General features: G+C 46.9%; 14 protein-coding genes. 6 read left to right on the forward strand and 8 right to left on the reverse strand.

The annotated features are described in order from the left end of the window. Window positions 1-123: 123 nt before the first annotated feature. From Q369_RS0117845 to Q369_RS0117870, 5 genes are all read right to left on the reverse strand, one after another. On the reverse strand, window positions 124-1224 hold the full coding sequence (locus Q369_RS0117845) for a hypothetical protein (protein ID WP_031529144.1): 1101 nt from the start codon (window positions 1222-1224) through the stop codon (window positions 124-126). Between the two features lie 183 nt (window positions 1225-1407). Further along, window positions 1408-3228, reverse strand: coding sequence for an STN and carboxypeptidase regulatory-like domain-containing protein (locus Q369_RS0117855; protein WP_051664129.1), 1821 nt, complete (start codon window positions 3226-3228; stop codon window positions 1408-1410). Window positions 3229-3243: 15 nt separating this feature from the next. Further along, complete coding sequence (locus Q369_RS0117860; protein WP_031529147.1) at window positions 3244-4236, reverse strand: FecR family protein; 993 nt, start codon at window positions 4234-4236, stop codon at window positions 3244-3246. A gap of 6 nt (window positions 4237-4242) precedes the next feature. After that, on the reverse strand, window positions 4243-4812 hold the full coding sequence (locus tag Q369_RS0117865) for an RNA polymerase sigma-70 factor (protein ID WP_031529148.1): 570 nt from the start codon (window positions 4810-4812) through the stop codon (window positions 4243-4245). A gap of 103 nt (window positions 4813-4915) precedes the next feature. Further along, window positions 4916-5137 (reverse strand): hypothetical protein, encoded by a 222-nt coding sequence (locus tag Q369_RS0117870; protein WP_031529149.1) that lies wholly within the window; start codon window positions 5135-5137, stop codon window positions 4916-4918. 90 nt (window positions 5138-5227) lie between these two features. On the opposite strand from Q369_RS0117870, the gene Q369_RS0117875 reads away from it, so the two are divergent. After that, window positions 5228-6160, forward strand: a complete 933-nt coding sequence (locus tag Q369_RS0117875) for a hydrogen peroxide-inducible genes activator (RefSeq protein ID WP_031529150.1) — start codon at window positions 5228-5230, stop codon at window positions 6158-6160. Between the two features lie 77 nt (window positions 6161-6237). On the opposite strand, the gene Q369_RS0117880 is transcribed toward Q369_RS0117875, so the two are convergent. Then, window positions 6238-7962 (reverse strand): DNA polymerase/3'-5' exonuclease PolX, encoded by a 1725-nt coding sequence (locus tag Q369_RS0117880; protein ID WP_031529151.1) that lies wholly within the window; start codon window positions 7960-7962, stop codon window positions 6238-6240. 233 nt (window positions 7963-8195) lie between these two features. Here Q369_RS0117880 and Q369_RS0117885 point away from each other — a divergent pair, with 233 nt between their 5' ends. The 5 genes from Q369_RS0117885 (at window position 8196) to Q369_RS0117905 (ending at window position 13453) form a co-directional block, all read left to right on the forward strand. Continuing rightward, complete coding sequence (locus Q369_RS0117885; RefSeq protein ID WP_031529152.1) at window positions 8196-9470, forward strand: beta-1,2-mannosidase; 1275 nt, start codon at window positions 8196-8198, stop codon at window positions 9468-9470. A gap of 148 nt (window positions 9471-9618) precedes the next feature. After that, the gene (locus Q369_RS0117890) at window positions 9619-9816 is read left to right on the forward strand and encodes a CsbD family protein (RefSeq protein WP_031529153.1); all 198 of its coding nucleotides are present in this window, start codon (window positions 9619-9621) and stop codon (window positions 9814-9816) included. 89 nt (window positions 9817-9905) lie between these two features. Then, complete coding sequence (locus Q369_RS0117895) at window positions 9906-10907, forward strand: 3-hydroxyacyl-CoA dehydrogenase family protein (protein WP_031529154.1); 1002 nt, start codon at window positions 9906-9908, stop codon at window positions 10905-10907. A 71-nt stretch (window positions 10908-10978) separates the two neighbouring features. Continuing rightward, window positions 10979-12289: a cytochrome ubiquinol oxidase subunit I gene (locus Q369_RS0117900; protein ID WP_031529155.1), complete on the forward strand. Its 1311-nt coding sequence runs from the start codon at window positions 10979-10981 to the stop codon at window positions 12287-12289. 150 nt (window positions 12290-12439) lie between these two features. Then, window positions 12440-13453, forward strand: a complete 1014-nt coding sequence (locus Q369_RS0117905; RefSeq protein ID WP_031529156.1) for a cytochrome d ubiquinol oxidase subunit II — start codon at window positions 12440-12442, stop codon at window positions 13451-13453. A gap of 1 nt (window position 13454) precedes the next feature. Here Q369_RS0117905 and Q369_RS0117910 read toward each other — a convergent pair whose 3' ends face one another. Both Q369_RS0117910 and Q369_RS28415 read right to left on the reverse strand, forming a co-directional pair. Further along, the gene (locus Q369_RS0117910; RefSeq protein ID WP_031529157.1) at window positions 13455-13703 is read right to left on the reverse strand and encodes a hypothetical protein; all 249 of its coding nucleotides are present in this window, start codon (window positions 13701-13703) and stop codon (window positions 13455-13457) included. A 7-nt stretch (window positions 13704-13710) separates the two neighbouring features. Continuing rightward, the gene (locus Q369_RS28415) at window positions 13711-15333 is read right to left on the reverse strand and encodes a tail fiber domain-containing protein (RefSeq protein ID WP_051664130.1); all 1623 of its coding nucleotides are present in this window, start codon (window positions 15331-15333) and stop codon (window positions 13711-13713) included. Between the last annotated feature and the right edge of the window lie 237 nt (window positions 15334-15570).

A 15570-nucleotide genomic window follows, 5' to 3' on the forward strand; every position in this document is an offset into this window, starting at 1 on the left:
GGTCAGACCAACAAACAACTGGTTATGAGAAAATTGATATTTTGATAGCAAGGCAGGTGATTGTAGATAAGTGCTACCTTCTGCTGAATTTTACAACAATTTGGAGTAAAGAAACAAGTTGGGCTACAAGACAAGCTGTACGCCTACATTAAATCCGAGGTATAGCCCCTGGAAGTTCTCAGACTTTTTACCCTTCCAGAGATACTTGTTAACAAAGCTGAACTCCTCGCCGCGCTCGTGAGTTGCGTAGTTGATCGTGGGCCCTGCAAAGATCTCGAAGCGGCTTCCTGCCCTGTATGCAGGCAAAATGCGGATTGAATTCTTAAAGAAGTTACCTCCATGGAAGTCTGAAAGTGACTGGCTCACTGCTTCCAGGTTGATCCGAAATTGCTGTGCAATACCAATATGTGCCCCCAATCCCGCCTCCACTGCATACAAAGGCTTATCATTGTCTTTCAGGTTGTATCCTACTCCTGCGATCCCGTACAAAACTTTCCCTCCGGAGCGGAACGATGCAATGCCTGTCATGGATTCGTCTAATGTGAAGGCAATGGATTTCTCTCCATTTTTGACAAAATTGAACAATGCAATCGGGTAATCGCTGCTGTCGGCAATATTGATCAAACCTGCTAATTGGACACCTTTTACTTTCCTGGCGATGTTGATGAAACCGGAGATCTGTCCATTGGTCGTTCCTGCTTTGTTGAGGAAGCCGGCTACTTGTACCCCCTGTGCGCTGTCTTTGACAATATTGGTGAAACCGGCGATTTGCGTCGAGTTCGATTTGCCCGACAAGTTCATAAACCCGGCGATCTGCGCGCCGCCTGCTTTCTCTTTAACCACATTGGAAAAACCTGCTATCTGCATTCCCTGAGCCGATTTCCCGATGACATTTACTGCACCCGCGATTTGAGCGCCCTTTGCTGATCCTCCGATCACATTGGCAGCACCCGCAATTTGTGCCCCGCTCGCGTCCCTCTTGATCACGTTGGCAGCACCGGCGATTGCAGCACCAGTTTCATTCGCTGATAAGCCGGCTATGACGTGCAATGAAAAGTGGTTGGTATACTCAGCGGCGCGTTGTCCGTTTGAACTAATCGGATATATTAAACCCACGTGAGCGAGGGAAGTAGTGTCTTTCTGAGCGATTGCGTTTGTTGATAAGTTAGCTACTATCACGCTGATGATTAATGCTTTGAACAGTATTGCTAATGGAGTTTTCATGATAATGTATTTAAAACAGATGATTCAAATACATACAGCCAGTCGCGATGAATTCAATTGCAGGCCTTCAATGCTCTGTCGCCGCCGTATGTACAATACTGACAACGCGAAGGCGGGAAACCCTAAAAAGTTGGGGAGATTTTTTTTAAAAAATATAGCAGAATACTTGCTGGCAGTGAAAAGCTATAGCCTCCCATAGCGCCAGCTAATACCGCCTTGCCAGCCCAGCCACGAAGTTACTTTGTCGCTCAGTTGGCTGGAAGGATAGTTTTTCGGGGGGTAGGACTTGTAGCCCAGGTTGCCTTCTTTTTGGTGATCGTAAAGCAAAGAGTAAGCTGGCCCGGCGAAAATAACAATCCGCTTCGAAGGCTTCCAGGTGACAGCTGCCTGGAAGCGACTTAAAGAAGGCGTATTTTCCCAATCACCCTGAAACATGTTCAGACTGACGAGCTCAGTAAAAAACCCGAATTTCCTGAATGGGAAAAACTCTTTGCCCAATCCTGCGCCGAACTGGTAGGTTCGCTTTTCAGCACCCGTATTCATTCCGGCAGTGAGAATGCTGTAAAAACGGTGCGTGCCCATTTTCCAGGCCAGGTTGAATGGCGCTGTTTCCATTGCGAAAACCGAGATATTCGATGTACTTTTTCGGATGATATTGATCAGTCCCAAGCTGGCGCCCGACGAACTATCCGCAATATTGATTATACCCAACTGGAAGCCTTTCAGGTTTTTGGTATAATTAATAGGCGCAAGCTGCATGCCACGCGCCTCAGCACCAGCAACATTCAAACCTCCCGCGATCTGCATTCCCGACATCGTATCCTTCACATAATTAGCCGCGCCTGCTACCTGGCCCCCATTGAAGTTATCCGAAGCCTGATTGTACGCCCCGGCGATCTGAGTACCCCTGCTCGCTCCTTCAACCAAATTAAATGCGCCGGAAATCTGCGCGCCGCCCATTCCTGCACGGGCGCGACTTAGAAAGCCGCTGATCTGTGCGCCTTCCATACGCTTTTTGACAATTCCACTAAACCCTGAAACCTGTACGCCGCTCAGCGAATCGATGATCTGATTGTGAAAACCTGCGACCTGCGCACCATCCACTTTGCCGGATACCACATTGAATACACCCGCTATTTGCAGATATCGTACATTCTGACGGGAAATGTTAAAGCCGCCCGCGATCTCAGCTCCGTTGACACCGGCAGTATATCCACCCAAAATATTGAGAGAAAACTTGTTAACAACCTGCGGACTCATTCTTCCGTGCGTTCCCAAACCCGGTGTGAGAGAAGCCTGATACGGTAATGCCACAAAAAACCGGCTGATATTTCGGCTTTGCATACGCGTTCTGGCCGACAGGAACAACCTTCCCAGCCAAGTTGATTCTCCTTCTGAGTAGCGAACAATCAGCGGATCGAGGTCTACGGCTTTTTGATTGACCAACACCCGTATTTCCGTTTTTCCCGGATAATCAAAAACGATCGTAGTATCCGCGTAGCCTACCTTACTTACCACCACATTCACCGGAAATGAGCGTTCTCTTACTTTCAAACGAAAACGTCCGTCATCTTCCGACATGGTCGATATCAGTAGTTGCCGCGAGTAGACGCTCGCATAATCCACAGGTGCATTGGTTTCCTGGTCAATAATATAGCCGGTCAGAACGACCGACTTGTCGCGTGCTGCCGGAAGTATGATCAGATAATCTCCTTTTTCCTTGTACTGGTATTTATCTCCAAAAAGCTGGAAAAGAACATCTCGTACCGGCTTTTGGCTCACATTCAGGCTTACCAGACTATCGCCGGAAATAATGTTGCTGTTGTATGAAAAGTAAAAGTTGCCCTGGACACCTATTGTCTTCAAAACCTCGGAAACCGGTTGCCCTTTCACAGAAATGGCAACCGGTTTGTTAAGTAATTGCTGGGCAAAGCTTGTAAGAGGAATTACAATGAGAATAATCGCCAGCTGTAAAGTACGAATGAAGCTAAAAGTCAAATTCATTCCGAAAGATAAGGGCTATTTCAAAATGATCTGCTTTTCCTTAGTTTGCGCGTCGATCCCGAAAGTTTCGCTGATCACGGCGATGATATTTTCTAATGATTTTTGCTCAAAAGTGGTATTGATCGCCAGGTTACGGATCTTCTCGTTTTCAATTACAATATCGGCATCATAAGCTTCATTCAGAATTTCAACCAGTCGCCAGAGCGGCGTGTCGTCGCAGACAAGCTTGTTGGTCCGGTAGTATTTGTAAAATTCATCTTCCGATTCCTGCTTCACCAGATCTCTCGTTTCGTGAGATGCAGTGACTTTTTCCCTTGGTTTCACCTTAACCTTTTTTGCATGCTGCGCCACTTCCACAAGTCCGGTTTCCACGATCACTTCCGTTTGCTTTGCATTGTCCTTTACATTGAATGAAGTACCCACAACGCGCACCGTCACATCGTTGACCGAGATAATAAATGGCTTGCTTTTGTCTGGCTCTACATTGAAAAACGCCTCTCCCGTCAGCGCTACCTGCCTGCTCGCGCCTTTGAATTCTTTCGGGTAAGAAATAGAAGAGTTGCGGTTCAAGGTTACCACAGAACCGTCGGGTAAAGTATCTGTCAGCGGTTGCTCTCCCGAGCTCATCGTGATCTGCTGGGTTTGATGCTGATTCTGAACCAACATATAGGTTAGCCAGCCTGCACAAACTGCAAACATAATACTCGCGGCGATCCGGAATAGCGAGAAACCGGATTTTGAATGCAATGGTATAATCCGCTCAGGCTCCTGCTGCGACTTGCTTACACGATTTTTGAACCTTTCCCAGGCCGCATTTTCATCTACCTGACTGACTCTTTCGAGCTGTTTGCTCTCATTCCAGATCAGTTCGAAGTGTTCAAAATAACGCAGGTTATCATCGCTGTCCGATAACCACTGATTGATTTCCATTTGTTCGGCGACCGAGGCTTCATCAAGCAGCGACTTGACGAGCAGATCATCTATTGGCCGGTCTAATTCTTGTTTCATGACTGGTTAACTAAGAAAAAATATGAGGAATGACGCTGGCAGAAAGTCGACCAGCTTTAATCTTAAAAGGCGCAATGCTTTGCCCATTTGGTTTTCAACGGTTTTGACGGGCAAGTCAAGCCGCTCGGCTATCTCCTGGTATTTCAGCTCTTCGAAGCGTGACATCTGGAAAATGGTCCTGCATTTCTCAGGAAGTTCCTTCAATGCGCTATCCAGCCTTCGTTCCAGTTCTGCGAGCTCAATGCCGTGAGACGCATTTTCGGTGTGGCTCGTTTGGTGGACCGCGTACGATTGATAAGCATCGCGCACCTTCAAATGCTTGATATAGTTCAGACTTTCGTGGTAGACGGAACGATACAGATAGCCGCTCAGCGATTCGCGGATTTCAAGCTGCTCAGCTTTTTCCCAAAGCCGGCAGAAGACATTCTGTACCATTTCTTCTGCCATGAAATCGTCTCGCAGGATCGTACAGGCGTAAGCATGAAGTCCTTTAAAGTGTTTTTTGAAAATCCGCTCAAACTCCGACTCCCTGTCCCTGCTCAGAATTGTTGCATGATCGGCTATGGCTGCATCCATTGCATTGATTGATTTAAAAATAGAAAAGCGCCCGACTTGGGTTGTTCATTGAAATGACAACCAGTCGGGCGCTTACCCTAATTTTCCAGGAAGAAATTGTTACTTAGTTCTTCTTTGCTTTCGTGGAATCCGCCTTGTTTGATTTGTAGCGTTTATCCGGCGTTCCGTCCTTTTTCAAGTTCTTGTTCGCATACCTTTTATCCGGCATGGTGTCCTTGTTCATTTTAACTGCTGTTTTATCCTGATCCTGCGCCGCTTTTTGCGCCATAGTGGGACCGGCAAATGCAAGAAACGCCAGAAGGATAAGTGCTTTCAGATTTTTCATAATTAGAAATGTAAAGTGAGCGATAGTTTCTGAGCAAGATATAAGCAAAATCTATTCCTAACTTCGCAACATAGATTTTCTAAGCAATCCATGAACATCCAGCAACTGGAATATATTGTCGCCGTGGACAATTACCGGCATTTCGTGCAGGCAGCTGAGCATTGCAATGTTACGCAACCTACTTTGTCAATGATGATACGGAAGCTGGAAGAAGAACTTTCCGTAAAGATCTTCGACCGTACGAAACAACCTATCGTACCAACCGGAATCGGCCGCGAGATTATAGATCAGGCCAAAACCATCTTACGCGAAACCTCACGGATGAACGAGATAGCCAAGCATTTCAATGGCGATCTTTCCGGAGAGCTGCGCGTGGGAGTAATCCCGACCATTGCACCTTACCTGCTGCCGCATTTCGTAAATCCATTTATAGCGGAATATCCCGATATCAAGCTGCACGTTTCCGAAATGATCACTGAGAAGATTATTTCAGAGCTAAAAATGGGCAATCTCGACGTGGGCATTATCGCTTCTCTATCGGAAGAGAGCAGCTTGCAGGAGCTACCTTTATATAAGGAACGGTTTTTCGCATTTGTTTCCGAAAACACAGACTTGTATAATAAGCAATACATTTTACCAACGGATATAGAGCCAAATGATCTCTGGCTGCTTGAAGAGGGACATTGTTTCAGGACCCAGATCCAGCGCCTCTGCGAACTGAGCCGGAACAGTCAGTTTGGAAGCAGTTTCAGCTATCGCTCGGGCAGTATGGAAACCTTGATCAGATTGGTTGAGCGAAATGGCGGCATCACAATTTTGCCTGAAATGGCAGTTATGGAGCTTTCCGATGAACGAAAAAAACACATTCGCAACTTCCGCTTCCCCGAGCCAGCCCGCGAAGTCTGTCTGATCGTCAACCGCGAGCAAATGAAAACCAGGTTAATCGACGCCTTGAAGCAAGGGATTATCAATCATCTTCCGGCAGAGATTTACCAGCAGGAACATGTGTTGAAGGTGTTTTAGTTAGAGTTCATGAGTTTAGAGTTCATGAGTTTGAAGTTCGAAGTTTGAAGTCCGAAGTCTGAGGTTTGAAGTTTAATCTACGCCCCTCCTACTCTCGTCTTCCTTCCCACCAAATAAGCTTCCATTTTCCCCAAATCAAATGCATTGAACGTCATATCCTTTGTTAGTCCGCCTTTTCTGGCGTTTGCTACGCCGTAGTGCATATCCTGGTAACCTTCCATTGCGTGGGCGTCGGGATTGATGCTGAGTAAGACGCCTTTTTCCATGCAATACGAAATCCAGCGCCAGTCAATATCCAGCCGCCAGGGTGATGCATTGATTTCAATCACAACCTGGTTTGCAGCGCAGGCATCTATAATCATTTTATGATCAATGGGATAACCTTCACGTGAAAGCAGGAGTCGGCCTGTCGGGTGACCAAGTATCGTGGTATATGGATTTTCAATGGCTTTCAACAAACGTGCTGTCGCCTTTTCCTGTGACATCGTCAGGTTACTGTGCACAGACGCGACAATGTAGTCGAAAGAAGCAAGTATATCTGTCGGGTAGTCGAGCGAGCCGTCGCCCAGGATATCGGATTCAATGCCTTTTAATATCTTGAATGGTTTGGCCGGGTTTTCTGCGGCAAAGCGTGCATTTAGTTTTTCAATTTCCTGATGCTGGCTGATTACCTGCTCAATGGAAAGTCCCTGCGCATAAACGGCAGTCTGCGAGTGATCGGCAATTCCAAGATATTCAAAACCGAGGTCCCGGCAATGCACCGCCATTTGCTCCAATGTATGCTGCCCGTCGGAGTAAGTACTGTGGTTATGCAGGATACCGCGGAGATCGTCCCAGGTTACCAGCTCTTCGGTTTTATGTTTTTCGGCCCAGATAAATTCCTCAGCGCCTTCACGCATTTCGGGTACTATATATGGAAATCCCGCTTTTTCGTAGATAGCTGCCTCAGAATCGGCACTTTCATAATAAGCCTGCCGCCAGATCGATGTGCCGGAAGCATTTTGAAAACCTAGATGTTCCGCGTCTGCAGTTTCAAGAAACAGCTCATTGATCGCGCGCTCAGGTTTTACGGCTACAATTTCAACTGCCACTGCTACATCCTGAACATTACCCCGCCACACAAATGGCGAAGATTTCTTTTCATTCTGCACCAGCCAGTCAATTTCACCGATTGTATTTTGTAACAAAGCAGGCGAATCTGTCACTGCCAGAATGCGGATCGTATCGACAATCTCCGACTTGCGACGGATATCCCCCGCTGCTTCCACCGGCTCAAACGTTTTCCTTAACTCGGCGATAATCGCATTAGCTACGGACTCTGCTTTATCCATTCTAAGCTTTCCGGCCTGATCTTTCAGGAAAGCGAGCGAGTCGAGTATTTTCTGCTGGATACTTCCCCCAAAACCTTTCAGCTTTGCGACAGCCCCATTCAAGCATGCGAGTTCCAGCTCGTGCAGGTTATCGATGCCCAGCTCCTTCCAGAGCACAGCGATTTTTTTCGGCCCGATTCCCTTGATATTGAACATTTCCATTACTCCCAGCGGCGTATTGCTGATCAGCTCTTCCAACTCCGGGAATGTGCCTGTGCGGGCGATCTGCGCGATTTTACCGGCAGTACTTTTTCCAACACCCTGCAATTTGGTGAGTTCGGCCTCGCTCATATTTTGCAGCTCGCCTTCCTTGTATTTGTCGAGGTAAAATGCAGCTACCGAATAGCCTTTGATTTTGAACGGATCTGCACCGTGCAGTTCGAGCAATTTGGCAGTAAGTTCAAGGATCTCGACAATTTCGGAGTTGCTCATAGGATGTATATCAAAGGAATGTTCTGCGAATTAAAAAGTATGTACCAGCATTTGCAAATCAATCGCCGCTTACCTCGGCACCGAAAGTGTCTCAGTAGTTATTTTATCGGTCTGACTTACCTAGTAGATCCGGCCTGCGCGCGGAACTGAGTTGTTTTAATGCAATAAAATCCGGCAGATAGCCCATTTGAACAAAACCGCAGTTAAATCAAAAACTTACCTTTTTATACCCGATGAACATTGAACAATTAAAAAGCTACCGAGCCGAAATTCACAACCATTTGACAAATGAACTTTTACCGTTCTGGGAAACTCGATGTGTTGACAAAGAAAACGGCGGATTTATCACACACTTCGACAATGCAGGTAATGATTCAGGCGAAGATGAAAAATCATTGATCGCGCAAACCCGCACTGTCTTTACATTTTCGTCTGCGCACCGGGCAGGTTACGGCGAGGGAAGATATGTAGAAATAGCCAGGCACGGCGTCGATTTTCTGATTGATAAAATGTGGGATAAGGAACACGGTGGTTTTTACTGGTTAATGGACCGCAAAGGCAATGTTAAAATTGACGAAAAGATCATTTACGGTCATAGTTTCGCGATGTACAGCCTGGCCGAGTACACGCTCGCCACAGGCGACCCGCGTGGGCTGGAATATGCAGAGAAGGTTTTTGACCTGCTTCAAAAGCATGGAGCAGATACCTATTATGGCGGATATTTTGAAATGTTCCACCGTAACTGGGAACTGAAAGGGCCTGGCCCGGCGGGCGGCGATCGCAAGACACTTGATGCGCACATGCATTTAATGGAAGCTTTTACAACATTGTATGAAGCAAGCCAGCAGCAGGTACACAAACGCAAGCTGCTCGAAATCATCCAATTGCTGATCAACAAGATCATGCACCCGGTTTATAAAACGGGTATCCCGCAATTTTGGGCAGACTGGACGGTAGCGCCTCAGATCAAGTTCGACATTATCTGGGGTTGGGACCGGTTTAGTGAAGATGGGATGAAGAGCTCAGCGGAAGACAATACTAGTTACGGTCACAATGTAGAGTTTGCGTGGCTGCTGATGCACGCGCTGGACATCGCCGGAATCTCTTATGATGACTACCGCGAACAGTTGCTGGCCTCATTCGATCACGCGGTGGAACATGGTATCGACTGGGAATTTGGGGGTGTATATGTAGAAGGTTCGCATGCTGGCGAAGTTTACGACAGGGAAAAAGAATTTTGGCAGCAGGCAGAAGTAATTATCGGAATGCTGGATGCATACCGCGTTTATGGGGACGAGAAATACCTGAAAGCTTACGATGCGACCCACCGCTTTGTGTTTGACCACATGATCCATTCAGAAGTTGGCGAGTGGCTGCCGCTACTTACCCGCCAGGGCGAGCCGATCTGGAAACACATGAGCCACTCCTGGAAGGTGAACTACCATTCGGTCCGCTCGATGGTGCAGGGGATTGTACGGCTTGACAAGCTGATCCAGTCCGGATCTTAGAAAAACTTGGACAGTTGCGGGAATTTGTTGCTCAGAAGAAAATCAAAAAACCCGCATTGTAGCATCTTAGGACGTTTGGTATAGTTCTTGAACTAGCTTTTTCAACTGACGTTAAAAAGTATTTTTTACAAACTAAATAACTAAAGTCATGAGTGCATTCACACAACAAGTAAAAGGAAACTGGAACGAGATTAAGGGAAAATTCAAGCAGCAATATGCAGATTTGACTGACGACGACCTGTTGTACGAAGACGGAAAAGAAGACGAACTTCTTGGAAAGCTTCAGAAAAAACTAGGTAAGACTAGAGAGGAAGTAGAATCAGAAGTGAGCAGCTGGTCAAAATAGCTTTTAGAAACAGGTAAGAGCCCCGGAATCAATGATTTCGGGGCTTTTTTCGTAAATAGCATTTTTGATACCCCTAACCCCTGCTATTTATGAACACGAATGAAATACCCGTCGGCATTGTTGGCCTGGGTTTGATGGGTTGCAGCATTGTAACCGGTCTGCTGATCGCTGGCCACCAGGTTGCGGCAATTGCACCGCTCAATGCGGATATGGATCATGCCGAAAGAAGGATCCGCGAACATTTACAGAATTCCTGGGAAAACGGGCTGATCGAAAACGAGCCGGAGTACTATCTCAGAAGGCTGATTATCACCGAAGATTACAGTATACTGCACCCGTGCAAGCTGGTGAATGAATGCACAATCGAGAATATTGACGTAAAAGGATCGGTATATCAGAAGATCGAGGCCGTGATCAAACCGGACGCAATCCTGTCGAGCAATACCTCCGCCATTCCTATCAGTCAGCTACAAAAACTCACGCAGCACCCGGAGCGATTTTTGGGATTACACTGGACAGAGCCCGCACATACCACCCGCTTTCTGGAAATCATCTGCGGAGATCAGTCTGATATCAAATACGGCGAGTATTTGTATGAACTCTCGCAGGAATGGGGTAAGGAGCCGATTCTGGTTCGGAAAGATATTGCGGGCTTTATTACCAACAGATTGATGTACGCCATGTACCGGGAGGCGATCAGTCTGGTCGAAAATGGGTATGCGACCATAGAAGATGTAGACCGCTCTTGCCGCAACAATGCGGGATATTTCATGACAATGGTGGGTATTTTCCGCTGGATGGATCTTACGGGTGTCCCTGCTTATCACACAGTAATGAAAAACCTGCTGCCAACTTTGAACAACAGCACCGAAGTGCCCGAGCTCATTGATAAAGTAGTTCGTGAAGGCGGCAAAGGTATCCTCAACTCACATGGATTCTATGAGTATGAACCCGGCGAGGCGGAAGTGTGGGAAGAAACTTTCAAGGAATTCACATACGAGATCCGCGAGCTTGCATTGAAATACCCCGCGGACATTGTAAAGCGCCGACTGGCCAAGAAAAACAAGTCTTCGGATTCTCTGGATTCTTGATTCTTTTCAATTTGAGGGCGGTAGTTAGGGGATACTTCATTAGCTTTGAAGCACCTTAATTACTACTCCAAATGGACGATTTCATTGCTGCGAGATCCCAAATGGCCCTATCTCTGGGATTTCATATTATATTTTCCTGCATTGGTATGGTCATGCCATTTTTCATGGCAGTGGCCCACTTCTACTGGCTTAGGACAGGCGAACCTGTTTACAAGAACGTTACCAAAGCTTGGAGCAAAGGCGTCGCGATTTTCTTTGCGACCGGCGCTGTTTCGGGCACGGTACTCAGCTTTGAGCTGGGGCTGCTCTGGCCGGAATTTATGAAGCACGCAGGACCGATTTTCGGAATGCCGTTTTCTCTAGAAGGAACGGCATTTTTTATTGAAGCGATTGCATTGGGCTTCTTTCTCTACGGCTGGGATCGGTTTAACAAGTGGTTTCACTGGTTTACGGGCGTGATCGTAGGGGTAAGCGGCCTTGCATCCGGCATACTCGTGGTAGCTGCGAATGCATGGATGAACAGTCCGGCCGGTTTCGACTTTGTAAACGGACAATACCTGAACATTGATCCTATTCAGGCAATGTTTAACAAAGCCTGGTTCTCACAAGCCTTGCACATGACGATAGCTGCTTTTGTCGCGACGGGCTTTGCAGTTGCCGGTGTGCATGCACTGATGATCATGCGCGGCAACAATGTCCTTTTTCATTCCAAATCGTTTAAGATTGCGGCGATTTTTGGCTGTGCGGCAGCACTGATACAACCGCTCAGCGGAGACATTTCGGCAAAAGATGTAGCTGAAAGACAGCCTGCCAAACTCGCGGCAATGGAAGCGCACTTCAAAACTGAAAAGTCCGCATCGTTGATCATTGGAGGAATCCCTGATGAGGAAGCGAAGGAAGTAAAATATGCGATCAAGCTTCCGGGATTTCTGAGCTTTCTTGCTCATGGTGACTTTGAGTCGGAAGTAACAGGTCTTGACAAGATCAAACCCGAAAATCATCCACCCGTAGCAATCACCCATTATGCATTCCAGATTATGGTCGGAATGGGAATGACGATGATGCTCATCTCGGCGATTTACTTCCTGGCTTTGTGGAAAAAGCGGGACTGGCTTAGCGCGAAATGGCTGTTAAAGCTTTTTGTCTTCGCCACCCCACTAGGCTTCATCGCCGTGGAAGCAGGCTGGACAGTCACAGAAGTAGGCCGCCAACCCTGGATCATATACGAAGTCATGCGAACCGCCGACGCAGTAACGCCCATGCCCGGCATCAGCTACTCATTTTACCTTTTCACAGCAGTCTACGTATCCCTCGCCATTTTTGTAATATTTATGCTGTATCGCCAGATTAAGATGGTCGGAACGCTTTATGATAAGTATTGAGTAGCCCTTCGACCGCCCGGCGGCCCGGTCCGCTCAGGGTGACAAAATGGAGGCTCGCTTGAAGGTATATCAGGAAAGGCGGGAAAAGGAGGAAAGTTTCCACAACCGCTTATTCAGTCATTCACTCATTCACTCATTCACTCATTGAACATGCTCTACGTCGTCATCACATTCCTTTGGACATCGATTTTGCTTTATCTGTTGATGGGTGGGGCGGATTTTGGTGCTGGTATTATTGAATTGTTTACGTCGAAGAAGAACAAGGCGGTTACCCGTAAGACGCTCTATTCGGCAATCGGGCCGATATGGGAGGCTAATCACATGTGGCTTATTATTGCGATTGTGATTCTGTTTGTCGGTTTCCCGGTTATCTATTCAACAATGTCGGTATTCCTGCACATTCCGTTGACGATCATGTTAATGGGAATTATCGCGAGAGGTACTGCTTTTACATTCCGGCACTACGACGCGGTGGTGGACGATATGCAAAGCATTTACAACACCATTTTTGCTGTTTCTAGTTTTATAACCCCGTTGTTTTTGGGAATAATTGCCGGGAGTGCAGTTTCCGGGCACATCAATCCGGAGGCAAAAAGCTTTATGGAAGCCTACATTATGAGTTGGCTCAACTGGTTTTCCGTGGCGGTTGGCTTGTTCACTGTGGCAATCTGCGGCTTTCTAGCCTCGGTATACCTGATCGGCGAAACTGACAATGAAAATGACAGACTGCGTTTCGCGCACAAGGCGCAGTTCTTCAATATTGCCGCGGTGGCATGCGGTGCACTGGTATTCACGTCTGCCTATTTTGAGAAGATACCTTTATTTGAATGGGTCTTTGGTAACTGGGTGGGCAGAATTTCCATTGTGGCAGCGACGCTTTCACTTGTGTATATGTGGCAGCAGCTTTATCAGGGGAAAATCAAGCTGCTTCGTCCGCTGGCTGGTTTTCAGGTGACCATGATTTTACTTACAACCACTTTTCGCCATTTCCCTAATATCGTAATTTTGAAGAACGGGTATTTGTCGCTTGTCGAGCACAGTGGTCAGGAGAAAACAATGCAGGCACTTGGAATGGCTTTGCTACTGGGCAGTGTGTTTATCCTGCCTGCATTGTTTTATCTTATTTACAGCTTTCAAAGCAAACCTTATCAGGAACATGCCTGAATCAGGTTACAGAAATGAAAAGCAGATATAGCAGAATAATAGCCGGCAAACCACTGGCCACGAGCGCCCAGCCGTTGTGATGTTTCTGCATTAAAAAGTAGGACAATACAGCAAGTCCGATCAGCAGAATGGCGGGCAGCAGCACCATTCCCGCACCAGCTGCATCCTGGTTTGAAGTCACAGAAGTAATCAGAAGGAAAACCGCCGCGACAACATCTGCTACAATACAGATCCAGATTAGAATGATCATAGCGCGCTTATTTAGATAAAGTTGCCTGCGATTGCACCAGACTTGCCTCGATAGCTTCTATTCTTTTCTGCAAATCAGCCCATTTATTTACGTCGGCAGTCAGTTTTTTATTCTCGCTGCCTAACCGCGCATTTTCCCGTTTTAGCTCCTTTACTGCTTCGAGCAAATGCGGGATCAACCCAATGTAGTTGACTGACTTATATCCATCCTTGTCAGTCTCCACCAGCTCAGGAAAAACACCCTCAACTTCCTGGGCGATCAAACCGGTCTGTAAACCCTGACTACGCTGCGGATCTTTCCAGTAATAATGTCGGCCCGAAATGGAAGATAGCTTTTCAAAGTTGGCAGAAAGTGGAACGATATCTCGTTTGAGGCGGAAGTCGGAGTTTTGGGTCAGAGTACCGGCTAGCCAGGCACTTCCATTGTTATGCACGTTGAAACGCCATGCATTACTAGCCGCAAAATAGAAGCCCGCTTGCGAATCATTTACACCTCCTATAAAGCAGTACTGCGCCCCACCAGCATCGTCCAGCCACAAGCCAGCTGTATAGCCGGGGTTACTGCGCAGTCGAATTCGATGTCCTACGTCAAGAATGTGGGTTGCTAACAGCACATTATTGCCAATTCCGACATTGCCATTCCGTAAGATTGTAAGCGCATTTTTTCTTGATCCAACGCCGTTAATTGGTGCATCACCGTTTCCAATTTGAAAGAGCCGTTGCGTAGGTTTAATTTCGTTATCGAAAGCATCTGAAATATCATTACTCATCCCTATTGTAGTTCCATATCTAGCGTTGCTTTGAAGATTGTAGCCTAGCGCAATAGAATAGTTTCCTATTGATTTAACACTATTCCCAATTGCAACTGAGTTTTCCGCAGATGCAACAGAACCATCACCAAGTGAAAGTGAATTTTCCCCAAGCGACTTTACAAAGTCGCCAATTGCCGTAGATCTATGGCCAAGTGCCTCTACATCAACCCCCATTGCTACTGACATAGCACCTTTAGCAATCGCGTTCATACCGGTAGCAAATGAACGAAGTCCGATATTCTCGTCCTTAAACGTTTCGTAATTGTCGGTGCTACCATTTCTAAAAGCCGCTTTTCGTGGATACCAAATTAGAAATGCATCGTTACTTGCTTCGTTTCCGGCAGTTTGGTTCACCGACAAAAGGCCTCCCTCATCTAGTTTTCCTTTATGTACTACCGGATCAAAATTCTTCCATCTCCCCGCCTCCTCCGCATGCAATGCATACGGCACGCTCAATAATTCAGTGGCCCCTAAATTGACATAATTACTTCCTCCGTTAGGATCCAGCTCTACTTGGAGGAAAAACTTCTCACTGGCCCATTTGATCTCCGAGAACTGGCCGCTTTGAACAGTTCCTCCTCCAACAGAGATATTGAAAATTCCATTGGCAGAAGTCTGAGTTGTGTGGGTTTCCTGATATACGGGAGTGCCAAGGGCGGTAACCGGTCTGATGGATAAACGTAGCCCGACATTCTTGTCAGCCAGCAGCTTACCGCTCGCGTCCCGCGCTACGCCCTGGAAAGTGAACTTTTGTGGCACCTGCGCGTAAATGGTGCCTGCGATGAAGAAAAGGGTGAAAAATCTGATAAGGTGGTTCATAAAAGACGATTGAGTTTGACATGAGCTGCCAAACTAAACCTATGCTTTTACAGCCCGCTATTCCGATTAGCTGCCGGTGAAATCCACTTAATAAAAGGAAATCGCCGCCTTCGCAGATACAATCCACCAAATAAACCAGCGGTACCGATTGCACATTCCCGCAGCGCTGATGTCCGAAGCAACTTACCTTGCGGGACCTGCTTAGAAATAAGTACACATTCATCAATCAACTAAATA

It is taken from the genome of Dyadobacter crusticola DSM 16708 (genome assembly GCF_000701505.1).
In the GTDB taxonomy this organism is placed as follows: domain Bacteria; phylum Bacteroidota; class Bacteroidia; order Cytophagales; family Spirosomataceae; genus Dyadobacter; species Dyadobacter crusticola.